This window comes from Bacillus sp. FJAT-45037 (genome assembly GCF_002797325.1).
Taxonomy (GTDB): domain Bacteria; phylum Bacillota; class Bacilli; order Bacillales; family Bacillaceae_D; genus Alkalihalophilus.
The window spans coordinates 545,928-570,256 of sequence record NZ_KZ454938.1 but is presented as its reverse complement, the minus strand read 5'-3'; the positions used below and the strand labels follow the sequence as shown (position 1 = coordinate 570,256).

The following is a 24,329-nucleotide window of genomic DNA, read 5'->3' as shown; positions in this document are numbered from 1 at the left end:
AAGGAAAATATGGTTTTCTATGGGGGTGTAGGTGCTGGAAAGACGTACCTCTCCACGCTCATTGGCCTAAACGCCATACATAAACATGGAAAACGTGTTAAGTTTTACACTATTGCCTCCCTCGCAAATGAACTATTAGATGCCAATGAGAAAGGCACTCTTACTAAACTTTTCAAGAGGATTGAGAAGTTAGATCTATTAATACTGGATGAATTAGGTTACATCCCTTTACATAAGCAGGGAGCTGAGTTGCTTTTCCAAGTGATTTCTCTGTGTTATGAAAAAAGAAGTATTATTATCACAACGAACCTCCAATTTGGGCAGTGGAATCATGTTTTCGGAGATCCTATTCTAACAGAAGCAGTCGTAGACCGTCTGATTCACCATTCCCACTTAGTCCTTTTTGGAGGGAATAGCAATCGAATGAAAGAATCATTAGCATTAAGAGAGATGTAAGTTAGAGAAATTAGGTTGGTAAGTGGCATTCAAAAAGGGTTGCCGTTTTATACATTTTTCTCTTGCCAAATACAAGCCAGCTATTTAACTGGCACGTGTTGTTCAGAATCGCTATATTTTCATCTAGTTCAGAAGCAATCTTAGGAGCAGATGACCGCGCTGGCATTGCCATTATCTTAAATGTTCTATCTCGCGTTTCTAAAACAAACTTTAATGGCACGTTGAAAGTGGCCTTCACTGTTAAAGAAGAAATCGGATGCGTCGGTGCGCGAGAGATTGATCAAGATTTCATAACAGATGTTGATGCGGCGATTGTCGTTGATCGCAGGGGCACTAGAGATATTGTGACATCAAATTATAATACCACTTTCTGCCCAGATAGCTATGGTGAACTCTTTGAAAACACAGGTCAGTTATTAGGTATGGGTAATTGGAAGATGACTGTAGGAGGATCAAGTGATGCAAGAGTGTTTGCTGATTATGGAATTCCTTCTGTCAATTTATCTGCAGGCTATTTACACGAGCACACGGATTTTGAAGTACTCGATTACAGAGCTGCATATGAAACAGTGCTATTGATCGAGGGCGTGTTGCATGGTCAGGTTATCACAGTGAGGGGTGAGGTGAATGCTGCGGAGGAAGCATAATGTTGATTTATGTATACCGAAAATTCGACAAGTGCCAGGCACTTGTCGAATTTATTTTTAAGAGCACATTTTATCTATTTCTGTTGCTTATAAACCTCTTGTAAGCTTGAGCGCTATCGTTCTTAAAATGGCTATTATTCACTTTTCCATAAATTGTATATTTTGGTTCTCTTGTTAAATGCTTCTTGTCCACCTTCCATAATATCAACGATTTTGTTTTGAATGTCTTTATTATCAACACTACCGCTTTCTACTGTTATGAGTTTTTCATCATATGAAACAGCAATTACTTGTTCTGAATCACCTAATACTGGAATATTAGCATTATGGGTTGCAAAAATAAATTGCACTCCAGGCTTCCTTTTCTTTACCTTTGTGATTATTTCGTTATAAATTACTTGATTATCTAAATCATCCTCTGGTTGATCTATCATAATCAAGTTATTATCCTTTTGAGATAAAATGAAAAGAACTAATGCTGATGCCCTTTGTCCAATAGAATGCTTTGTTATAGATTTTCCATGATACTTTATTTCAATTTGGTTAGGAGTCCTAACTTCTAATAGTTCATTATAGTTATCTTTAATCCTCTCTTTCACTTTTGATAATTGTGCATCAGTAATTAAAATAGAAGTTATTTTAGCGTCATCTAATAAGATATCTGCTATAAGAGATGCAAAATCAGAATGTTTTTCACATATATTTTTGTAAGCAATTTGATTAATATTAGAACCTTTAAATGACTCCTTTAATTTTTCAAGAAAAAACTCTTTATTACCTTTAAATTCAATACTTAATTCTAATGAATTTTGGTTTACATTTATTTTTTCAATTTCATCTTTATATACGTTAAATTCATCAAGTAATAATTGATTTCTTTTATCTAAGACAGCTCGAATTTGAGAATAAATTTTATCCTTATTTTCTTCTTGTTTATTGACTTTATCAATAGACTTATTCAATTTATCTTCTGTATCTTTAAATTTTGCAAAGTCATCTGGATTTAAATTCGGTATGTCAATTTCTCTTTTAATTTCAGCGAATTCTTCTTCAAGTGAATTTATAGTTACACGGATCTCAGTTAAATATCCTTTAACCAGTTTAGACCTATTATCAATATTCGCTATAATTTCCTGAATTTCTTTTTTAATATTAATTATTGCAGAAACTTCTTGTGATAATTTAATAAACAGCTCTGGTACTTCCTTAGATTCAAGATTACTTAGTTCAATAAGTTCACTAAGACTACTAGAATCTAGTAGCTCCTTCGCATTATCTTTGAAACTATTGATTAATTCATGTATATTTTTTATATTACTTTCATCCTTTTGGAAAGTAACTTGTTTCGAAAGCTTTGAATCTAACCCTTTCTCTTCAAATATCTTTATTTTATGTCGAATGTCTTTTAGATTGCTCTTCAAATCAGGTAAAGTATTAACTTCATCATTTACTTTAAATAACTGATTGATATGATTGCATAATTGCTCATTGATTGTTGATAAACTTCCTTGAAATGATTTTGTTTTTTTACCAACCAATTTGTCTAATAAACGTAACTCAAATCCGTTATCCATGTAGGATAAGTCTTTCTGTCCAAAATATAATGGTGTTTGAAGAATCGAATTTATTGTAATTTCTATATCCTTATCATTTTCATCAAGGATACGCGGGGGTTCTCCTAAAATTCTTTTAATCTTATAATTTTTTTTAAAGTTATCTTGTAATTCAATTATTACTTGTCCACCTGACTCAAGCAAGTTTTTTACTACTTCTGACTTATAATCCGCATCGGCTTTTGATGGTGACATATCTAAAGTGTATCTAATGGCTTCAATTATGCTTGACTTACCACTACCCCGAATCCCGATCAAACTATTTAATTCCGGAGATAAATCTAATTTTTGATTATCCATCTTTCCACCAATGAACTCGACCGATTTAATATATCCGTGAATATATTCTCTTTCAGACAGGGAAATTCGATTTTGATAATCCTGAAATGCAAGTACAACAGAATCAAAATTCCCATCCCCTATTTTAATATAAGATTTATTTCCTTTGCCTATTTGATCTATTGATTTACAATCTGAACCCTCAATATAAGGAATTTTGTATCCCATCCATTTTTCAAGTTGTTTCATTTTATCTCTAGTTCTACCTTTTTGAAATCCATAAACTTTATCTTTAAACCAACCATTCGTACTCAGTGATTCTATTAAACCACCATTACACTCTGCTTCAAATCCACTTTTCTGTTCAATGTGAGCCATTAAAATAAAATAATCTTTGTTATAGGTATTGAGGCTTTCAATAGTTCCAGCTAAATCTTTATTACAGCGTGTGTTTTCATTTTCTCTATTATCAATTCCCTTAAACACTTCATCAACAAATTGATTAATGTTTTCACTTTTTCCATTAATCCAGTCTTCCTCTTTGAATACGATTAAACAATGTATTCCGTTTGCTCCCTCTTTAACAGACAGCTCAACACCAGGCAATATAGTTATGTTTTCTTTTTTGGCTTTTTTCTTTAAACCTTTATACTCTTCTAAATCAAATTTATTATGGTTAGTAATTATTCCTAGTTTAATACCTTCCGCTTTGAGTTTTTTTACATAATCACTGATAAAACGATCATTCTCTCCAGAGTATGAAAATTCTTTATCTGCTTTAGTATGAAGATGAAAATCTGCTCTTATCCATTCTGTACCATTCTTAAACATGATAGACCCCCTTAAAGTTTAAGATTGATATTAGCGTGAACTATATTTCCTTAATTTATTTTAAGAAAGTAATGCCCAACAATCTACTTAAGTCTATTTTACTATATAAAAAACGGTAGTTATTAAGGTATTTATCGACAAATTCCGCCACCTATATCTATAAAAGGGATATACTAGACTAGGATTCAAAATATATTGAGGAAAGACAGAAGATCTCGTGTTGCTAAGTATCTTTTTCATAATCATCTTCCAAACTAGTGATGCATGAACTGATAGCATTGCTTATTCCCAATTACTTAAATGAAGAGAACGAAAAAGTTTTATACTAATATTCACTTGTCTATCAATCTGAATTATCACTTTTGATAGCGATTAGTAGAAAAACTCATGAGATAATAAAAATCACGAGTGTGAACTGTTGGTCAGATTGTTGAGCAACCCCACTTAAAAAGTTGGGTTGCTCTTAATTTATTTTTGTTGTTTTCATCTAAAAATTCCTTATTAAAAGAAGATTACAAACCACCTCACTAAAGGGTGAGGTGGTTTGTAATCTTCCTTATGTTCTGTGCGATAGCTGTCATGAGTGCTTGTTCATTATCACCAATTAAGCTGCGTAACCGGCAGTAGCGAGTCGTTTTGAATCCGCAAAGCTTCGCTCTATCGTCTATTCCCTTTTTTATAGATGACCTTACCTTCTGGAGAAATTCTATTTTCTCTCACTCTCTCCTTACTACTCTCCACACATGCCGAGTGATCACCTTCTAATGATTTTTGGACGTGGTACATTGCTGAAGGAGGGGACAGCTTTCGCACGTTGAAGGATTAGAATGAATGATACTGACGGTAACCCTCTCGATTTGTAGTAGAATACGTTAATGTTTCAGCGTTGGGACGTATATATGTATCTGATTCAACATCCTTCACATGGCATACCTCCTTCTATAGTGACACGAAGCGGTGCTAACCATGAAGTGAGGTTCCACGCTATAAACTGTTTTGAATCCCCGGCATAGTCAGTGATTTTCTAATTCATAAGAAAAACGCAGGACCTCCTCCCCACAGGGCTCCTGCGTCATTTTCTGCCTTCTCCCTCTCCTTTAAGACCCAAACCCCTCCCATTATAAACCTTCTTCCGATACAACTTTTGTCTGCTCGCCTTCCACATTTCGTCTTTATGCTCTAGTCTCATCAAGATATTTCCTGCGAGGCTATAGACTTTTCTGAGGTTGTCGATGTCTTTGATGATGATCGGGCGCATGTGGCAAACATGATTTCGGGTGACTTTGGTATGCGTGAAGTGGCGGACTTGGTCTGGCTAACAGTTCCAGGCACTGTTAGCTTAATATATTAGAATACCATCAAAATATGTTAAAGAAAATTTTAACAACACATTTAGATATCCAATAATAAACATTTATTGACTGAGTATGCCATTTAAATATTATGAATAAAAAAAGACACGGCCTCTTTAGAAGCCGCATCCCTACATCAACTCTTCACTTTCTCCCTCACTTCTCCTTCCTTCACCATTTGCTTAATGTGTTGGTCGATTCGTTCGATTTCGGTGGATGGGTTTTTCCACCAGTTTCCGCTCCAGATTCGGTCGATGGTCCAGCCTCTTGATTCTAGGAATCGTTGTCTGTAGACGTCGCGTTCTTTGGCGTTTTGGGAGCTGTGATACATCGCTCCGTCACATTCGATGCCAATGATGTAACGGCTTGGATCGGTAGGGTGAATGACGGCGAGGTCAATGCGGTAGCCGGACATTCCGACTTGGGTATCGACCTTGTAGCCTAAATCGTCGAGCTGCTTATACACCTCTTCTTCAAATGGTGAATCAAAGTGTAGATCGGATGACTGTGTTTGTGTGTTGGTCGCGACCGTAATTTCTTGGATCACTTGTTTCACTTGTTCGCTATTAATTTGTGACACGGCTCTCACGTATTTTAAGTATGACTTTAAGAGCTGTGGCCCGATATGAGCCGTGCTTGAGACACTTAGTTCTTCTGGTTCAATACTCGAGAGGACGATGATTCCTTCTTTGGCACGGGTGACCGCTACATTCAGGCGATTTTCTCCGCCTTGTTGATTCAACATTCCGAAGCGGTTATAGATGCGTCCTTGTTCGTTTTTGGCATACCCAATCGAGAATAGGATCAGATCGCGTTCGTCTCCTTGGACGTTTTCGATATTTTTAACGAAGATTCGCTCATCTAATTCTTTTGCCATCACTTGGGTGTACAAGGCATGAAACTCCGTGTCTTCTTGAACCTTTTTATCGATGATGTCTAGGATCTTATCTTGTTGCTTCGCATTAAATGTGATGACGCCGATGCTTTTATCTGGATCTTTAACGAGTAGTTCTTTGATTTGATCGACAACCGCAATTGCTTCTACTTCATTGCTTTGATTGATCCAGCGGCCATCGACTTTCATCCATCTTAAAGCGGGTGGATCTTGTTTTGGCCAGACATTGGGAGCAATCTGAACCTGTCCTTGGTAAAAGGCATGATTCGAGAAATTAATGAGATCTTCGTATTTCGAGCGGTAATGCCACTGCAGAATCTTCTCAGGGAATCTGCGCTTCGCTAAGTTTAAGAGACTTTGTGATTCATCAAAGTCATAATCAACTTCCTCCTCGTCGTCACTCGACACCGAGCTTTGGAACATATTGAATGGGGGTAATTGTTTCTCATCCCCGGCCACAATCAATTGCTTCCCGCGGTAAACAGACGGAATGCTGCTTTCGACTGTACATTGTGAAGCTTCGTCGAAAATGACGAGATCAAATAATCCTTCTTCTAGTGGGAAGATCGACGACACTGTTTCAGGTGATGTGAGCCATACAGGCATCAGGTCAAACAATCCTTTATGTGCAAACTCTTCAACTGTTCTGCGTAAGGTCCAGACCCGTCTTTTCTTCGTCACTTGATGCTTCAGTTCTTTCATGCTTCGGCCATGTTCTTGTTTAACTTGTTGGGATTGACTTGCTAATTCATGCTGCAAGTAACGCTTGGCGACGTCCATCTTTTCATCGATCCCTTTAGCAAACGTCTCACGAATTCGACTAAATTCAGTCGTTGAAATTTTTTGTACATCTGGATTTTCTCTTTCAACCTGATCAATCCAATGAATGTAGGTAGAGTTTTCAATTAGCTTCACCCACGTTTTAGGTAATGCATTCGTTAATGGCAAGTCTTTTTCCGTGAGCTTTTGAATGACTTTCTTTACAAGAGGAGTACTCGTCGCCAATGCCGCATCCATTTGTCTTAAGTCATCAAAATCTTGATGGACGTATTCTAAGCATTTATCAAGTTCTTCTAGCGGAATGTCCCCTTCTGAAACTCGAGCTTTCCACTTTTCCACAACGTCTTGATCTACGTATCGCTTCAATGTTTCTAGTTCTATCGACATCTCTTCGGTCACATTTGCCAGGTGATGCATCGTTTTTAACCCTTCACGCACGTCAAGCCACTCTCTTGATTGAAGCCCTTTGAATTTCGAGCCATCTAACAACTCTTCAATGACCTGTTTTCCTGTAAACGACGTCCACCACCACAACGTAAGTCCTTGCAACGTACGCTTGTTGTTTGGATCTAAGTCATCGTAGATCTTTTCAATCTTGTTATTTACAAGCCATGTGTAGGCTGGTGTAATCTTTTCTTGATCAAGGCTGTCTAGATAGGTTGTTGATGTTTTCGCCTTGTCGATGACTGCTTTTAACGTTTCAATCATCATCATCTTATCTTTCATTTCCATAGACGCAAATGATTGCCGTGCCTTTAGTGGATAATCGTTCCCTCCAAATCTCTCGTAGTATTCCGCATAGGTGTACACCTTTGGCAGCACATCTTCTAGTGTCGCCTTATCTAGTTCTTCTAACAGATCACTCATATCGACAATGATTGTCTGCGTTTCCATTCGATCCGCTCTACCGTATAAATCATATAACCTAAATCCAAACGGCTGGTATTCGTACAATGTTTTCGTGATTGAGTTTAAGAGTTGTTCTTGTGTGCTCAACTTCTCAGACACTTCTTTAAATTCTTTTTCTGCTTGATCAAATTGAGACTCTGTTTGATCGAGCAATCTTTCTATTTTTCCGTACATCGCTTTTCGGTCATGTTTCTCATCATGAATCAGTGCGATATGAGCAGAGAGAACTAAGCTGTCCACCCGTTGGTAAATCACATCTAAAGCTGCACGTTTTTGACAGACGACCAGCACTTTCTTGTTCTGGTGCAATGCGTCTGTGATCAGATTTACAATGACTTGAGATTTCCCTGTACCCGGAGGTCCGTGCACAACGAGGCCTCTTTGATACCTTGCTTCATTTAAGATCTCTTCTTGAGAGCCATCTGTTTGCATGAGAAATAACTTATCACTTTCGGTGACTCGTCGCGTGTCACTGTCTTCCCCACTTCCGAACACAGAGGATTCAAAGGCTTGATCTTTTGGATCGACTAGCTCTTCGGCTAAGGCTAGATCGCCCTCCTCTAGTAAACTCATCATCAGATCGTAATCTCGAACGAGGGAAGAGCCTCCTTGTGGAAAATTCCCCAACACGGCATGCCTTAGTATCCTTGTTGAAGTGGTTTCTGGAATGTCTTCTTTTTTGTACTCAATCAGTCGACTTATCTCACCTTCTCCAACTGAAATCGAAGGAAATGCCTGTTCGAGCTTCTTCAACCACAATGGCTCATCTCGCGCTAAAGCTGCTTCGTTTAACTCCTCTAACCACTCATCTGAGTACGAGAGTCCATTCACTTTCTTTAAGGCTAGAAATAACGTGCGATTAACTTGCGGTTCGTCCTCCACAGCTTTTAGTACCCACCGCTGCTTATGAGTGTTTTCCTTTGTTAATCGAACCGGGTAGAGAAATAGCGGTGCTTGAAAGAACGTGCCATCCGCCATTGTCCCTTGGATAAAGGGATAACCTAAGAAAAAGTCATACACACCTGATTCATCTTCGATTGCTTTGACGTTCCGAAATAAATCGGTTAGCTTTTTCGATAATCGTAAGGATTCATCGTTTTCTATCGAAGGTTCGAGTAGCGGGATGTCTCTTCCGTGGTTTTCCAGTACTTTAGCGACAACAGCTTGAGCTGCCTCAGGTCCTTTCACTTTCTGTAATTCCGCCAAATCAAAACTCCATTTATTGTATAACTTTAATAACCGGATCGACCGATTACGCTTACTAATATCATTTAATTTATCACGCATGTGAAGTAAATTATCTCTCATCTTAGACCTCTTCCTACCATTAAATTCCCACTACTGAGCTTACCAGAAATACACCAAAAGTAGAAGTCCACCCCCATGAGAAGTGTATCGAGAAAAGGCGAGGAATATGACAAAAACACCACCCGGGAGTTGGGTGGTGCGATTGAAATAAAGAAAGCTATAGAGCCTTTCCTTATGAAGTAAATAAAGTGTCTCTTTTATTGCTATATTTTACTTAACGTCGAAACGGTCTGCATCCATGATCTTAACCCAAGCAGCGATAAAGTCATGAACAAACTTTTCTTTGCTATCGTCTTGCGCGTATACTTCGGCAAGGGCACGGAGTACGGAGTGTGAACCGAAGACTAGGTCTACTCTCGATGCGGTACGAACAAATTCGCCCGATTTACGGTCACGTCCTTCATAAACACCGCCATCTACAGGCTTCCACTCGATTCCCATATCAAGTAGGTTTACAAAAAAGTCGTTTGTGAGGGTGCCGACACGATCGGTGAAGACACCATGTTGTGTGCCGCCATGGTTCGTTCCAAGAACACGCATGCCGCCGATCAATACCGTCATTTCTTTTGCCGTTAGGTCTAAGAGCTGAGCCTTGTCTACCAGGAACTCTTCTGGTTTGATACTATATTCTTTCTTATGATAGTTACGGAATCCATCAGACACCGGCTCAAGTACTTCAAAGTTTTCTACGTCTGTTTGCTCTTGTATAGCATCACCACGACCAGGTGTAAACGGAACCGTTACATCAATGCCTGCATCGTTTGCTGCCTTTTCGACTGCTGCACTACCGCCTAATACAATCAAGTCAGCCATGCTAATCTTTTTATCAAGGCCGCTTTGAATGCCTTCTAGAACTGTTAATACTTTTGAAAGCTGCTCTGGTTCATTTGCTTCCCAGTTCTTCTGTGGTTCAAGACGGATACGTGCACCATTTGCACCACCGCGTTTATCAGAGTTACGGAATGTGCTGGCTGAAGCCCAAGCCGTACTGATCAGTTCGCTTGCAGTAAGATCGGAAGCTAGTATTTTTGTTTTTAACTCATTTATTTCTGCCTCTGATAATTCATAATCTACCGCCGGGATCGGATCCTGCCAAATGAATTCTTCTTCTGGAACTTCTGGACCTAGATATCGATCACGAGGTCCCATATCACGGTGGAGCAACTTGAACCACGCATGAGCAAAGGCATCGGCAAACTCGTCTGGGTTCTTGTGGAAACGACGAGAGATCTTTTCGTAATCTGGATCCATACGCATCGCCATATCTGCCGTGGTCATCATCGTCGGAACGCGTTTTGATGAATCTTCTGCATCAGGTGCAAGATGTTCCTCATCAGGATCTACAGGAGCCCATTGATACGCACCTGCAGGACTCTTCGTAAGCTCCCATTCGTATCCGAACAGCATATCAAAATAACTCATATCCCATTTTGTGGGAGTCGGAGTCCATGCCCCTTCAATTCCACTTGTGATGGTGAAGGCACCGTGACCCGTTTCATGTGTGCTCTTCCAACCGAAACCTTGGTGTTCAACTAGTGACCCTTCTGGTTCTTCACTAACATGTGAGGGGTCACCTGCACCGTGGGCCTTACCAAATGTATGTCCACCGGCTGTGAGTGCCACTGTTTCTTCATCGTTCATTCCCATACGTTTAAAGGTATCACGAATATCACGGGCACTTCCAAGCGGATCGGGTTTACCGTTTGGACCTTCAGGATTCACATAGATCAAGCCCATCTGAACGGCAGCAAGTGGGTTCTCCAAATCACGTTCGCCGGAGTAACGATTATCTCCAAGCCACTCTTTTTCAGGACCCCAATTGACGTCTTCCTCAGGATGCCAGATGTCTTCGCGTCCTCCACCAAATCCAATCGTTTTTCCTCCCATGGATTCGATTGCTACATTCCCTGTAAAAACGAGCAGGTCAGCCCAAGAGAGCTTGTTGCCATACTTCTGTTTAATCGGCCAAAGCAGGCGACGGGCCTTATCTAGGTTTCCGTTGTCGGGCCAGCTGTTAAGAGGAGCAAAGCGCTGGGAACCACTTCCACCGCCACCGCGACCGTCTACTGTACGGTATGTACCTGCTGCGTGCCAGGACATACGGATAAAGAATGGGCCATAATGACCGTAATCGGCAGGCCACCAATCCTGACTATCTGTCATAAGATTGTGAAGATCCTTCTTCAAGGCATCGTAATCTAGTGTTTTAAATTCTTCTGCATAATTAAAATCTTCACCCAGTGGGTTCGTTTTCGTGTCATGCTGATGAAGAACATTCAAGTCTAGCTGATTAGGCCACCAATCGGTGTTTTTCGTACCTCTAGAAGACTTACCAGAATCACTTTCCCCTGTAAACGGGCATTTTCCTGCATTTTCATTTTCTTTCATATCCATACGTAATTCTCCTTTCGTTTTAAGAAGATTAACTAGCAAACAACCATACATTACAATGAACGAAACAACAACAGAAACTGTATTGATTCTTACATTATAATTATAATAAACTATGACCGAAATAAAAAGAAATATGCTTGAGGTTTCAAAAAAACCTGCAGATTCCAGTGGGAAGTAGTGAGTACCAACAGGTGAAATGATCCATCGATTAATGAAGAGGACTGCTTCATCTATATGAGGAGATTGTGATTCATATTTTCTAATCATGTTAAAAAGCCACTCTTTTCCAAAGAGTGGCTTCCTAATAGTTCATTTAAACGATTTAGAAAGGGTTAGTTTGCCTCTTCCTTCGTACCAACAAGATACAGCAAGAAGAATATACCCTCGAGAGGAGGATTAAACCTCTACTGCAGCAATTTCATCGCAACAGATCGTTATAATTCTCACTCTATCACTTTTATGACAGTGATGTTTATGGTGTTCGTTACGGTCATGACTGTTAGCTCTTGCAAGAAGAACAAAATCATCACGAGTATCAATAAACTCGCCAAATACATACCCGCCGCCTTTTAGATATACTTTCACTTCTTCGCCGCGTGAAATGTCTTTAAAAAAGGTATCGCAATCACAGCCCTCACTATCGCGTCCAAACCCATTAGAATTCGAACACGAATTTTGGTAGCAATTATTACCCCACATTATTTTTTCCCCCTTTCTTTGGGAAGTTACTTACATGATTACTATATGTAAGAAAGGGAGACATGCTTGGGCAAAGTGATCTGCTCATAAGCCTTTTTATTGATAATGTAAAAAGGCTTAATTATGCGGGGACAAAGAAAAAATAAATAAGACGAGTCCATTCATTCAACAATAGATCATCACATTCGTTTCATCTTAAAAAAATTCCTTATTCCTTGAATAATTCCTATTGGTTACGCCGAAACAGATAATACGGTAATCCAAAGGAGGACTATGATATGAACAAAAAGGTTGTCATAATTGGTGGTGGATTAGCAGGTATGTCTACTGCTATTCGCTTAGCTGCAAGAGATTATCAGGTAACAATTGTTGAAAAAGGTGAAAGGCTTGGAGGCAAGCTAAACATCCGAAAAGGTAACGGATTTACTTTTGACACTGGCCCATCTATTTTAACGATGCCCTGGGTGCTCGAAACCTTGTTTGAATCTGTCGGTCGAAACATTCATGACTATTTAACGATCAGACGGGTGGAGCCTGGTTGGAGGACTTTTTTTCAAGATGGGACGACCATTGATCTAACAAGCGACATACCAAAAATGCTAGAGCAGATAAAAGAACTCTCTGAAAAAGATGCTACTCTCTTCTTTCCGTACTTACAACATTGCCAGAACATGTACAAACTAAGCATGAAAAGCTTCTATAAAAGAAGTATTAACGGCTTACCAGATATGCGCAACGAACATCGTTTAAGTGAACTTCTTCAAATGGCTCCAACAAAAACATTTGATCAGACCACGAAACGATATTTTAGTAATAAACATTTACAACAATTGTTTAACTTCTTAACGATGTATATCGGATCTTCTCCTTATCAAGCTCCAGCTATACTCTCGCAAATGTCTCATATTCAACTTGGCATTGGTGTTTTTTATGTTGAAGGAGGGATGTATAAAATAGCTGAGGCTATGGAAAAGGTATTAAATGAACTTGGGGTTACGATTATGTGCAATCAAAAAGTAACAAGCGTCCTTCTATCAGGTAACAGCGTTCAAGGAGTTCAACTAGAAAATGATCTTGCTATTCATTCCGACCTAGTTGTTTCTAACCTTGAAGCAATTCCTTTTTATGAAACTATGGTCAGTGACAAAAAGAAAAGGGACCATGCCGTACATTCACTGAAAAAATTTAGTCCTACCGTGTCAGGATTGGTTTTATTACTCGGTATCAACCGTACGTATGACCAGTTAGCCCATCATAATTTCTTTTTTAGCGAGAATCAGGAAAAAGAGTTTCATGAGTTGTTTGAAGCACACTCGTTATCAGAAGACCCTACTATTTATGTTGGGATTTCTGCAAAAACAGATCCTACCCAAGCACCTAAGGGCAAAGAAAATTTATTTATCCTAACTCATGTCCCACCTTTAAAGAAGGGTGAAACATGGAATCACAATAAAGAAAAATATCGTGAACTAATTCTAGCTAAATTAGAGCGTATGGGGCTGACTGAGTTACGAAGTCACATAGAGTATGAATATACATTTACTCCTGAGGATATAGGGGAGCTCTATGGTTCAAACGGTGGATCTATATACGGCACGGTAACTGACCGGAAACGCAATGGTGGATTTAAAATACCAAACAAAAGTCATGAATATGAGAACCTGTACTTTGTTGGTGGTTCGACTCATCCTGGTGGTGGTGTTCCTATGGTCACATTATCTGGTCATTTAACAGCTAATCTCATCATCGAACATGAATCAAATGTATTTAATGATGAAAATGACGGACAGATTCTTGCTTGAGTATGTCATAAACGGAGGTCTCTCATGATTTCATGGATCGTTACATTCTTGTTAACACTCTTGTTATTTTGGAACATTAAAAAAAAGTCACAAGTCGCTCACTCAGCTGTGAAAAGTCTCAGCATCATTATCCCTGCAAGAAATGAAGAAAATAACCTCCCTCGTCTATTGCATTCAATTAATAGACAACTGACGAATAAACAGATAGAAATAATAGTGGTAAACGATCATTCAACAGATGAAACGAAACAGAGAGCGATACAGCTAGGGGCAACTGTCATTGATGCCCCTCCTCTTCCAGAAAACTGGTTAGGAAAACCTTGGGCTTGTTGGAATGGGGCTACCATCGCAAGGGGATCACACTTCTTATTCATTGATGCAGATACGTGGTTTGATGATGAGGGACTTGATAAATTAATACGCGTATCGCATGCAGACGTCCTAACCGTTCATCCATATCACAAAATGAAAACATTCTATGAGAAACTCTCTTCTATCTTTCACCTAATCGTTTATGCTTCAACTGGTTCCACCCATCTTCTTTCGCCTTTCTGCTCCATTCAAGGCGGATTTGGCCAGTGCATGCTCATTAAAAAAGAAAGTTACTTTAAATTAGATGGTCATAGACTTGTCAAACGTGATATTGTCGAGCATTATTCATTCGTGCAACATGCAGCAAAATCTGGTCTACAAATTGAAGCAATGAGTGGAGAAATGATGGTTTCTATGAGGATGTACAAAGGAAACCTTAGAGCGGTGATAAATGGTTGGTCAAAGAGCTTTGCCTCAGGCGCAAAAATGACAAATAAACTTTTAACCATTATCGTTGCACTATGGATTACACTGTTGACCTCGACCATTCTTGAACAGATGATGAACCGTAACAACATAGTAATGAGTCTGTCTTTATATGCAATACTATGTTTTATTTTGTATCGTATATTAAAAAGAATAGGGAATTTCACTTTTTTTGATGTTCTACTTCTCCCTATCCATCTCTTGTTCTTTCTATTTGTCTTTGCCTATTCGGTCGTAACTACAACTACTAAAACCGCAAATTGGAAGGGAAGAACCATTGTTATAAAGGAGGAGAAGTCATGAGCCCTTTTTTTGTTAACACCCTTGCTTTGTTAGTTATTCAACTGACCATCGTTCTATTATCGTCTCTATTTTCAAAACGAGTTATTGAGCATTTTAATTGGATATTTCAATTACAAGAATGGGAAAAGAATGGTCAAATTTATGATGCATTATCCATTAAAGCGTGGAAAACGAAACTGCCTGATGGAGGCGGGTGGACAAAACGAGGGATCAAAAAAAACAAACTGAATGTTCGCGTGCAAGAAGATTTACAACGATTCATTCTAGAAACGAAACGAGCTGAGCTCTCTCATCTATTACAGATTGCCCCAGCTCCTATTTTTTTCACATTTAATGATACACTCTCCGGAACGATTATCGTCCTCTATGCTCTGTGCTTTAATCTGCCTTTTATACTCATTCAACGTTATAATCGTGGTCGTTTAGTAGCTATTCTTAAAAGAAAGGAACCCTCATTTCTTTCCATTTCTCTCACAACTTCAAAAAAATCTTCTATGTAAGTAGTGGTAGAAGAATCACACCGGTTGATTTAACTACCTTATGTATTAATCGCCACTTGCCCCTCTTTTCGATGCACTGATATTCAGTAAAAAGCAAGGGAAATAATTTCTCTACTTCATTAACCTGCTCCGTTACTTCAACAAGGAAAAGCGATTACGCTTTATTGAGCAATCGCTCCCGTTACTTTAATAAGTCTAATATTTTTATTTCTATTCCCATTTCATTCTGTCAAAAGCATAACCAGTACTAATGCCTACAACCTTTTCGTCAAAGTGTACAAAAGATAATTCTAAATTATTAAGTTGGTCAACATACCCTATTATATAGATGTCTTGCTCTTTATCTTCATAAGTAAAATAATTCTCACCGTAGATTGTTATAACTTCGTCAATAGACGTGCCTATTTTTATTCCCATTGCGCTTGAAGATGCATTATTTCCTTCAAGAACTCCGACTTGTAAAATTTCCTTTGTTTCTCTATCAATACTCATAATAATATCTTTGTTCCAGTAGTGGTCATAATTTCTTTGTGTGGCATAGTGTTCATTAGCTGGGTATGGTTCGAAATTTCCGTGTTTCATTATAAAAGATTTATCATCGATTGACATACCTACTTTAATATCCTCAATACTTTCATTAGATAAATCTGTAGATTCAACTTCACTCATAGCATTTTCCATAGTTTCTGTACTACAAGCAGTCATCCAAAAGATTATTAAAGTAAAACAAAACAATTTCCAAATCCGCTTAAATACCATTTACCTACACCTCAATTTTAGATTTTCTGGCTCAAGTATTCTGCATTTAGTTCAATAAAATAAAAAGGAGCAACCACGCATTTGACTGCTCTCATTATTGAATTAAAGCTATCCGTTACTTCAATTTAAAATTATAAAGACGGTGGGCTATCAGACATCGCATTAGTAAGAATTAAATATAGAAGTATATTGGCAGGTAAAAATATAAATATAAGTCTTACCGCAAATGAAGATATACCAAAATATTCGGCTATACCACCACAAACACCTGTTATAGACTTATTTGTTGATGACTTTCTTAACTTATTTTTCAACCCCATATCCCCCCCTCTCGTACAATCCCTTTATTTATATTTATTTTACCATATAAAACCAAATTATTATTGCACTCTATTGCTCCGTTAGCAGAAGAAGTGCGCTGACATTTGTTAAATTAACGCACCCTTTGTTTAACCAGTATTAATAATAAGAAAAAGGGACTGTCAAATGACAACCCTTCCTTAATATATCAATCATTTCTCATATAACTTTTCAGTATTTTTCTCTTCAATAATAATAGTCCCACGACTTATCCAGGAAGTACAAACAACATCAGAAGAATAGTCCCTTTGATTATTTTTGCATTTAAAAATTAACCAAAGCCAGGTAGGGCAATGCTCCATAATAATTTTTCACTTGGATTTGGCACATTGGTCTATTCCTTTGCCAAATCTCTTCGATTAGATGCTAGAGGTGGCTGTTCTAACCACTCGTTTGCAATCATAAGATTCACTCCATCCTCAGAGAACTTCAAAATTTCCGCAGTTAAACGTGAATAATCCACGACTAAATCACTTCTCTGACTTTCGGAAATAGAAATCCCGTAGTTTCCGATTCCAGCATAAATCATAAGTGCATAGTGATGCATCATTAATTTATCTGAAAAGGGTGATTCTTTTGAATCGCTTACTTCTTGGTCAAATGATATTGGAACAGGAAGTTGCCCCATTTCCAAATAGCTACTAAAAACTTTTATATGCTTTCGGGCAATTTCTTTTCCCCTTAATATAAATTTTCGAACTTTATTGGATTTAGCAACTTGACTAAGAGCAGTAGCCATACTTGTTCCTATATGATTTGTCTGGATATTTGCATAAAGATTAGTTACTTCTGCTCCTGTAAGAGTTTCTCTTCTCCCAAGACCTTCTAAAATAAATGATTGTTTGTGAACAAATTCCAATTCTTGTGGATATGGAATAGATGGTGGACGAACAGCTAACCCTTTTTCTAATAAAATTCGATTAGCCTCACTGTGTAATTCAATCGTGGATGTTAAACATTTCGAAAAAAACGAATGTATATCGTGACGATAGATATTCTGTAATACTCGTCCATTAGTTGCTAAACCGCCCTTAGCCATATTGTGTATATATCTCAAATAAAAAACGTCTGTAAATAAACGCTTTGCTTTTAAATTAACATCTTGTTCAGTAAATCCTTGTGGAATCACAATCCCTTCATCTGAAAAAATCCCACGAATTATTTCAACATGTTGTTGGGATAAATCAAGGGCATGAGTTACAAGGGTTTTAACATCCTCATCCTCAATGTTTTCAAGAAAATACTTTAATACACAAACTGACATACTATCAGCTATGTAAGTGGTCCATAAATAGGATATTTCAGTAGCTGTTAACTTAACGTGAGCGTGATTATAGTTCAAAGAAAATCCCTCCATTATTTAATCCATCTTGTATAATATCCCTCAAATAGAAATAATTATTAAGGAACAACTCTTTTTTATATTATTTTATTGAACAAACCAGCCACGTTTAAATACACTACTTCACAAAGTCCTTTTATTCATTCCATTTATTTTAAAATAAATATCTAAGTCCTTCTTAATTTACAGTCAAATTCACTTGGCCAATCACATCGAAATCACAAGAAGGAAATATTTGTTTCCTTTTATGTGAATAGATGTGAGAACTACTTTGTAATTTCATTCAATTTGGTAATAAAGCGTTGATATAGCAACAAAAAAACACATGTGATTTCTACTGTGAAATCACATGTGTTTTTGCTTGTGAATAGCTTGTTTCCTCCTCTGAAGTAAAACCGTTAGGAAGTTGGGTGGTGTGATCGTCTTTCAACGTTTTCACGAACGGCTCCCTACACCTTTTACCCATTCCTTCAACTTCGCTTTCGGGTAATACACCGTTCCGTTTAACTCAATATGTGGAATGTCTGGGTGTTCTGCTATAAGGTTGGTTGCATCTTCTTTTGATACACCAAGTTCGTGATGAACGTCTTTTTGATTAATGAGCTGATGATCATTCTCTTCATCAAAATAATCCATCAAGTTCTTCGAGCTTGGATTGTTTATGTTTTTGATGCCTTCTCCGATAAAATACCCCGCAGCGGCAATACCTAGTGCCAAGTAAAGAAAATCCATTGTAGTTGATCACCTCTTTTCTTCACAGTTTATTTTATAAACCTTGTTTAGGAATTTATGACTAACACCAGATTCCCAAATCAGATGACTCTATTAAAAGGCACCTGAACCTCCGCCACCTCCGCCTGTTCCTGAGCCGCCGCCGGAAATTCCGCCTGAACTCGTACTTACGCCGGTCGTTTCCTCCGCACTTTGGACATGGGTTGTAGCAGCCGCCGCAATAATTAGCCAGGTAGGATCAAAGCCATAGGCAGTACTTGATTGAGCTCCACTTGTATGATTAAAGGCATGAACGAGTGATTCATTTTTCTTCATGAGCTTTTTCTCATTGCTTCCAAGCCCAAAAATAAATGCCCTCATTCTATCGTCATCAGTGAGTCTTTGCCACGTTGACTCTGACATCGTTGGGAATATTTTTTTGAAATGTCGCCATTCTATTGTCAGCTTCAATCCTTTCGTGGTCTTAGGGTAATAGAATATCGCGAACAGTAACAAGCCTAAACTGATGACTATTGATAACACGGTTAGACTTATTAAATCATGCATCGCAAATAAGACAATGAAAGGCACCAGCAATAAACTGAGAAAGCCAATCGTAAACCGGTACTTCACTTTATTTTTATAAATGCCTGCTTCTTTCAACTCTGCTTTTACGGCTTGTTGCCAGTTTGCCTTCAGTTGTTGATAGGTAGTGTGATTCTTTTCATTACTAAGGTACATTTTGATATCATCAAAACTAAATTCACCTTCTGCTCCCATTTCCGTAAAGAGCCATTGAACTAATTTTTCTTCATGGGGCAACATAGCAGTTGTGTTTACTAACTTAAATCGTTTATCATCAAGTTTCTTCACATATCCTTTTCGAACTAAATCTAATAAGGCGGCCACTGTCGTTTCTGGTAACAGCTGATGGTAATTCATATAACAAATCGTCGTCGGTAATGACATCGTGTCTGTTGGCACGGCATTTTTGTGAGTGACTTCGCGCATTACTGTTGCTCGCATGCTTCTTGCTTCAAGCCACGCTTTCACAAGGATGAAAAAGAGAAAGAATACAAATAGTGGCACAAGAATCACACCGATTGATTCTAACCATTCCTTCCGCGCTAACTTGGCGATTTCAGCGTCTATTAATCCCTGTTTTGCAGCAGCAATCGCACTATGCATCTCTTTGTCTTCTGTTAGCACACTTGTAGGGAAAAGCTCCACATCATAAGCGACTCGAATGTCCCCATTTCGCTTACGAGGGACCTCTCCCATCGCAAACTGAACCTGACCATCTTCAAGTACAGCCTCCGTCTTATATGCTTCATCATACCCAAATGCAATCACATCGGTTGTTGGCTCTGGTGGGATGACAAGAATCGTCATCTGTTCATATGTTGACTCATTACTTCTATCAAAAAACGGCCAGTAAAACTCAGCTACATCAGCATAGACGTCAACACCATTTTTTATTTTATAGTTCAGGTCGATTGTTATAGTTTCATTTCTTCCCTCACGGTGAATTCGATGTTCACTTTGATCTGTCTCAATCTGTAATGGTGTATTTCCTTCAAAGGCCTCAAGCTCAATAATATCAGTGCCTTCTTTAGGTATTAATTCCCGAATAATTCCTCCAAACTCACCACTAAACTCATACGTATGCTGCTCATTAACTGTTACATCACCATCGGGCTGTAAGTAAGCTTGGATGTCTACATTGGTAATTTCGTAATCAGCAGCTAATACGTGGCTCGGGATCAAAAGGAATACAACAAAAACGATTATTCCGATAATCTGTTTACCCATAGTTTGCCCTCTCCCATCCTCTTAATTTCTATCATCTTTTACGAGTTAACCTACAAATAAGTTTCATTCTTCCCTCTTTCCTCCAGTATATATAATAAAATAGGAATAATTATTGTGTTTAATAACCACACTATAGCCGGGAAATTATTCGGGTATATCAGGTAGGTATCGTAGGCTTGTTAGCTACCAATTTCTTTAGGACGAAAAAAGAGAACAGGGCATGACCCTATTCTCTCTTCGTTTAATTAGAAGCTAATTCCAAACCAACTAGGCATGCTACAAAAGCAACCGCTACTACTCCAATTTCAATTACACCACACACTACCAATAAAACGCCACGAAGAACAGCAAGCAGGTTCTCATAACCTTCTTGTACGTAACAAGTTAAATTACGAGAAGAGAATTCTCCGTTTTTCCTCCACAATACTATCTATAGATTCGCCTTCTTTGAAAACAACTGTAACCGAGCAGTAGGTTTATTTTTTAAAATATACTCATCTAAGAAGGAGGCAACACCGTCTTCTTCATTTGACGCTGTGATTACATCAGCTATTTTTTTTACTCGTATTGGTGCATTAGCCATAGCCACCCCGATGCTCGCAAATTCTAACATCGTCATATCATTATCGAAGTTTCCAAATGCAATCGTTTGTTCTCTAGGAATTCCATAGTGTTCGCCTAACCATTGAACTGCCTTCCCCTTACTAGCAGCACGATTAATCACATCCACAGATTGCTCCCCACTTCGAATCACATACAATTCAGGGACGAGTTGAGCAATGAGGGGGGTTAAGCGATCTAACTCTCTTTCAGTCCCTCGGATAGATAGCTTCACAATCGCTTTCTCTACTTCTCGAATATTTTTCATTTCATCAAACGTGACGTTATGAGCACGAAATACAGACATAATGTCATCATAGATCGATTCAACAATAAATCTGTCTTCTGTTTCAACGACGTAAGCTAAGCCCCATTCCTTTAATGTCTCAATCACATGAGCAACGTCAGTGATGTCATATGTATGTAGCTGCTTAAGTTCACGTGTTTTTGGCTCTGCAACTCCCGCCCCATTAAAGCAAACCATAAACTCAGATCGTGGAAACAGACTAGCAATTTTATCGGTTATTTGAAAGTGTCTCCCTGTCACTACAGCAATTTTATGGCCATGATCTGCCACTTCATTTAATACATCCTGTGTATAAGCTGATACTCTTCCCTCGTTATTCAATAGTGTTCCATCAAGGTCGATTGCAATTAGTTTCAAACTGTTCACCCCTTACAAATAATGTTAAGAAAAGCAGGAGAGAGTATGATCTCACCTGCAATTGTCATTTCTTGTTTAATTGGCCGCTTTGGCAGATACTAAATCGGTTCGTTTCTTTAAATAACGAGTTAAAAACTCCATCCCGATAATCATTCCAAAAATAACAAGTGTGACTCCTAGCACTTGATCATACGCCATGATTCGAGATGCACGTATTAGCTCCCAACCAATCCCACCAGCACCAACAACGCCGAGAACTGCAGCATAGCGAATGTTGACATCAAAGCGAAACACAGACCATGAGATAAAAGCACTCATCATTGTCGGTAGGACCCCTTGCATAATAACTTGGAACTGGGTAGCACCAGTAGCTTTAAGAGCTTCAATGATACTCACATCCATTTCCTCAATCGCTTCTGCATACACTTTTACTAGCATTCCAATACTATTCACGGCTAACGCAAGTATGCCTGGTGTTGGTCCTAATCCTACCGCAATGATAAATAAAATTGCCCAAATTAAAGCCGGGACCGCCCGAACAAAAGCCGCAAACCCTTTCACCGCATAGCTCACTGAAATATGCGGTGAAAGATTCCTAGCTGCAAGACATGCTAAAATAGCTGAAAATACAATTCCAATGACTGTTCCCATTACAGCCACATGCAACGACTCTAGTGCCGCCCCGAAAATATCAATCGGAGCGTCGAGTGATGGTGGAAACATCCCGAGGATTAAATGCTGACTGCGATCCCAGCTATTAATGATCCTTTCTGGGAGAATCTGTAGCTGTATGACGCTGTAAATAAATAAAATGACAGCAGCAACTCCGACTACTCGTTTGGTGAATTGGTCACGCTTTTTTTGATACGTATTCATAAGATTCGCTCCCTTACTTTGGCCGTTGTAAATTCAACAATTAATATAAGTAGCCAGATAATCAAAATTCCAAGAGCTGCTCTTTGGTACTGAAAGAGACTAATAGAGCTTTGAAGAATCGAACCAATTCCACCCGCACCAATTAATCCAAGTACCGCCGCTTCACGGATATTTAAATCCATTTTATATAACGACCATCCAACAAACCCTGCTTTAAATTGAGGCCATACCGCTTGACCAACAACTTGAAACCAACTAGCTCCAGTCGCTCTCACAGCCTCGATCTGACCTTCATCTAATTCTTCTAAAATATCGGCATACGCCTTTCCTAGAATTCCAATCCCAGAAAGTCCTAGTGCAATGGTTCCAGCAAATGGCCCTAAACCAAACGCGGCTACCATTAAAATTCCCCATACCAATGCAGGAACCGCACGTAAAAAGGCAATAATAGAACGACTAATCACAGCAACAATCGGGTGAAACGTTAAATTATTAGCAGCAAGAAAGCCAAAGAACAATGAAAATACAACTGAAATGACCACACCGACATAACTCATTAGAACCGTATCTATCGCTGGTTTAATGTAGACCCCTATGGCAGAGAAGTCTGGTGGTAATAAGTCAAGCACTATAAAATTAGCGATATTACCAAGTCCCGAGTATAAGCTCGATAACTGGAAGCCCGTTTCATACCACGACCAAAGAATAAGAGCGAGTAAAACCGCTGAAATGACCAGTTGATTAGAACGAACAAGCCTCTTTCTTCTTAGTAAGTCAAGATAAAGTTCATCAATCGAGCGAGCTTGCTTCTCCTCTACTACTATTTTCTGAACAGTGAAATGCACATCCGAATCTACCTTTTTTTCTGGAAAACTCACGTGAGTACCCCCCCTTTTAGCGGTAAAGCTGTTCCGTCGTGTAATCTGTTAGCTCTCGTGGTGTCCCGTCAAAGACAATCTCTCCGGCTTTTACACCAATGATTCGATCTGCAAATTCTTTAGCAAAATCAACTTGGTGTAAATTTACAATGGTTGTAATCCCATCTTCTTTACCGATCATCTTGAGATAATTCATCACTTTCTGAGAAGAAGTAGGGTCAAGACTTGCAATTGGTTCGTCTGCTAATAAAAGCTTTGGATGTTGAGCAATCGCCCTCGCAATTCCGACACGTTGCTGCTGACCACCCGATAGCTCTCCGGCTTTCTTAAATGCTTGCTCTTCAAGGCCTACACGCATCAAAATATCAAGGGCTTGCTTCGTATCAGCTTCACTAAAACGACCGAATCCACCTTTTAATGAACTCATATAACCGAGTCGACCATGAAGAACATTTTGAACCGTAGTCGACCGTTTAATTAAATTATATCCTTGAAACACCATGCCGATCTGTCTGCGAATGGATCGAAGCTTCTTCCCTCTAGCGGTACAAATATTTTGCCCGTCGACATAGATATCACCTGAGGTTGGTTCATTTAACCGGTTGATAGAACGTAAAAACGTACTTTTCCCTGCTCCACTAGGACCGATAATCGCAATTAACTCCCCTTTATTGATCGTTGTATTAATCTCTTTTAATCCAACGGTACCATCAGGATATACTTTTTTGAGACCTTCAATTTTCAAGATTGCTTCACCCATA

The 24,329-nt window shown here is 38.7% G+C and carries 18 protein-coding genes and 1 pseudogene; 5 read left to right on the top strand and 14 right to left on the bottom strand.

Features of this window, described 5'->3' with window-relative positions:
• Together CDZ88_RS02770 and CDZ88_RS02765 are read left to right on the top strand one after the other, a co-directional pair.
• Positions 1–456 (top strand): ATP-binding protein (locus CDZ88_RS02770; protein WP_198507809.1); only part of this gene is annotated, 456 nt, incomplete at its 5' end.
• A 98-nt stretch (positions 457–554) separates the two neighbouring features.
• Entirely contained in the window at positions 555–1,103 is a 549-nt protein-coding gene (locus tag CDZ88_RS02765; RefSeq protein WP_232718535.1) for a M20/M25/M40 family metallo-hydrolase, read from the top strand.
• Between the two features lie 134 nt (positions 1,104–1,237).
• Here the strand turns inward: CDZ88_RS02765 and CDZ88_RS02760 are convergent, their stop codons facing one another.
• From CDZ88_RS02760 to CDZ88_RS02740, 5 genes and pseudogenes are all read right to left on the bottom strand, one after another.
• Positions 1,238–3,826: a TrlF family AAA-like ATPase gene (locus CDZ88_RS02760; protein WP_100372083.1), complete on the bottom strand. Its 2,589-nt coding sequence runs from the start codon at positions 3,824–3,826 to the stop codon at positions 1,238–1,240.
• A gap of 527 nt (positions 3,827–4,353) precedes the next feature.
• Positions 4,354–4,744, bottom strand: a pseudogene (locus CDZ88_RS02755) (transposase); the annotation flags it as partial.
• Positions 4,745–5,314: 570 nt separating this feature from the next.
• Positions 5,315–9,070: an AAA domain-containing protein gene (locus tag CDZ88_RS02750; RefSeq protein ID WP_100372082.1), complete on the bottom strand. Its 3,756-nt coding sequence runs from the start codon at positions 9,068–9,070 to the stop codon at positions 5,315–5,317.
• 210 nt (positions 9,071–9,280) lie between these two features.
• A complete protein-coding gene (gene katG / locus CDZ88_RS02745) occupies positions 9,281–11,464 on the bottom strand; it encodes a catalase/peroxidase HPI (protein ID WP_100374578.1) in 2,184 nt (727 codons plus the stop codon).
• Positions 11,465–11,860: 396 nt separating this feature from the next.
• The gene (locus tag CDZ88_RS02740; RefSeq protein ID WP_100372081.1) at positions 11,861–12,163 is read right to left on the bottom strand and encodes a hypothetical protein; all 303 of its coding nucleotides are present in this window, start codon (positions 12,161–12,163) and stop codon (positions 11,861–11,863) included.
• A 278-nt stretch (positions 12,164–12,441) separates the two neighbouring features.
• On the opposite strand from CDZ88_RS02740, the gene CDZ88_RS02735 reads away from it, so the two are divergent.
• The 3 genes from CDZ88_RS02735 to CDZ88_RS02725 are packed head-to-tail and all read left to right on the top strand — an operon-like array spanning position 12,442 to position 15,566.
• Positions 12,442–13,965, top strand: coding sequence for a phytoene desaturase family protein (locus CDZ88_RS02735; RefSeq protein WP_100372080.1), 1,524 nt, complete (start codon positions 12,442–12,444; stop codon positions 13,963–13,965).
• Between the two features lie 24 nt (positions 13,966–13,989).
• Complete coding sequence (locus CDZ88_RS02730; RefSeq protein WP_100372079.1) at positions 13,990–15,066, top strand: glycosyltransferase family 2 protein; 1,077 nt, start codon at positions 13,990–13,992, stop codon at positions 15,064–15,066.
• Positions 15,063–15,566, top strand: coding sequence for a glycosyl-4,4'-diaponeurosporenoate acyltransferase CrtO family protein (locus tag CDZ88_RS02725; RefSeq protein WP_100372078.1), 504 nt, complete (start codon positions 15,063–15,065; stop codon positions 15,564–15,566). Before CDZ88_RS02730 ends, CDZ88_RS02725 begins: the two co-directional genes overlap by 4 nt.
• A 210-nt stretch (positions 15,567–15,776) precedes the next feature.
• Here CDZ88_RS02725 and CDZ88_RS02720 read toward each other — a convergent pair whose 3' ends face one another.
• The 9 genes from CDZ88_RS02720 to phnC all read right to left on the bottom strand — a co-directional run bounded on the left by CDZ88_RS02720 (position 15,777) and on the right by phnC (position 24,316).
• Positions 15,777–16,325, bottom strand: coding sequence for a hypothetical protein (locus CDZ88_RS02720; RefSeq protein ID WP_100372077.1), 549 nt, complete (start codon positions 16,323–16,325; stop codon positions 15,777–15,779).
• Positions 16,326–16,456: 131 nt separating this feature from the next.
• The gene (locus CDZ88_RS02715) at positions 16,457–16,645 is read right to left on the bottom strand and encodes a PspC domain-containing protein (protein ID WP_442857077.1); all 189 of its coding nucleotides are present in this window, start codon (positions 16,643–16,645) and stop codon (positions 16,457–16,459) included.
• A 374-nt stretch (positions 16,646–17,019) separates the two neighbouring features.
• Positions 17,020–18,027, bottom strand: a complete 1,008-nt coding sequence (locus CDZ88_RS02710; protein ID WP_232718534.1) for a DUF3231 family protein — start codon at positions 18,025–18,027, stop codon at positions 17,020–17,022.
• A 435-nt stretch (positions 18,028–18,462) separates the two neighbouring features.
• Complete coding sequence (locus CDZ88_RS02705) at positions 18,463–18,759, bottom strand: DNA-binding protein (protein ID WP_100372075.1); 297 nt, start codon at positions 18,757–18,759, stop codon at positions 18,463–18,465.
• Positions 18,760–18,852: 93 nt separating this feature from the next.
• Positions 18,853–20,550, bottom strand: a complete 1,698-nt coding sequence (locus CDZ88_RS02700) for a DUF2207 domain-containing protein (RefSeq protein WP_100372074.1) — start codon at positions 20,548–20,550, stop codon at positions 18,853–18,855.
• A gap of 430 nt (positions 20,551–20,980) precedes the next feature.
• Positions 20,981–21,814, bottom strand: coding sequence for a Cof-type HAD-IIB family hydrolase (locus CDZ88_RS02695; protein ID WP_157796444.1), 834 nt, complete (start codon positions 21,812–21,814; stop codon positions 20,981–20,983).
• Between the two features lie 75 nt (positions 21,815–21,889).
• On the bottom strand, positions 21,890–22,690 hold the full coding sequence (gene phnE, locus CDZ88_RS02690; RefSeq protein WP_100372072.1) for a phosphonate ABC transporter, permease protein PhnE: 801 nt from the start codon (positions 22,688–22,690) through the stop codon (positions 21,890–21,892).
• Positions 22,687–23,568, bottom strand: a complete 882-nt coding sequence (gene phnE, locus CDZ88_RS02685) for a phosphonate ABC transporter, permease protein PhnE (RefSeq protein ID WP_157796443.1) — start codon at positions 23,566–23,568, stop codon at positions 22,687–22,689. The genes phnE (CDZ88_RS02690) and phnE (CDZ88_RS02685) overlap by 4 nt, the downstream gene beginning before the upstream one ends.
• Positions 23,569–23,584: 16 nt before the next feature.
• Positions 23,585–24,316, bottom strand: a complete 732-nt coding sequence (gene phnC / locus CDZ88_RS02680; RefSeq protein WP_442857107.1) for a phosphonate ABC transporter ATP-binding protein — start codon at positions 24,314–24,316, stop codon at positions 23,585–23,587.
• Positions 24,317–24,329: the final 13 nt, after the last annotated feature.

Excerpts from the sequence above, each read along its gene's own strand:
- CDZ88_RS02760 (WP_100372083.1), bottom strand. The coding sequence starts at position 3,826 with ATGTTTAAGAATGGTACAGAATGGATAAGAGCAGATTTTCATCTTCAT.
- CDZ88_RS02750 (WP_100372082.1), bottom strand. The coding sequence starts at position 9,070 with ATGAGAGATAATTTACTTCACATGCGTGATAAATTAAATGATATTAGT.
- katG (WP_100374578.1), bottom strand. The coding sequence starts at position 11,464 with ATGGATATGAAAGAAAATGAAAATGCAGGAAAATGCCCGTTTACAGGG.
- CDZ88_RS02740 (WP_100372081.1), bottom strand. The coding sequence starts at position 12,163 with ATGTGGGGTAATAATTGCTACCAAAATTCGTGTTCGAATTCTAATGGG.
- CDZ88_RS02735 (WP_100372080.1), top strand. The coding sequence starts at position 12,442 with ATGAACAAAAAGGTTGTCATAATTGGTGGTGGATTAGCAGGTATGTCT.
- CDZ88_RS02730 (WP_100372079.1), top strand. The coding sequence starts at position 13,990 with ATGATTTCATGGATCGTTACATTCTTGTTAACACTCTTGTTATTTTGG.
- CDZ88_RS02725 (WP_100372078.1), top strand. The coding sequence starts at position 15,063 with ATGAGCCCTTTTTTTGTTAACACCCTTGCTTTGTTAGTTATTCAACTG.
- CDZ88_RS02720 (WP_100372077.1), bottom strand. The coding sequence starts at position 16,325 with ATGGTATTTAAGCGGATTTGGAAATTGTTTTGTTTTACTTTAATAATC.
- CDZ88_RS02715 (WP_442857077.1), bottom strand. The coding sequence starts at position 16,645 with ATGGGGTTGAAAAATAAGTTAAGAAAGTCATCAACAAATAAGTCTATA.
- CDZ88_RS02705 (WP_100372075.1), bottom strand. The coding sequence starts at position 18,759 with ATGGATTTTCTTTACTTGGCACTAGGTATTGCCGCTGCGGGGTATTTT.
- CDZ88_RS02700 (WP_100372074.1), bottom strand. The coding sequence starts at position 20,550 with ATGGGTAAACAGATTATCGGAATAATCGTTTTTGTTGTATTCCTTTTG.
- phnE (WP_100372072.1), bottom strand. The coding sequence starts at position 22,690 with ATGAATACGTATCAAAAAAAGCGTGACCAATTCACCAAACGAGTAGTC.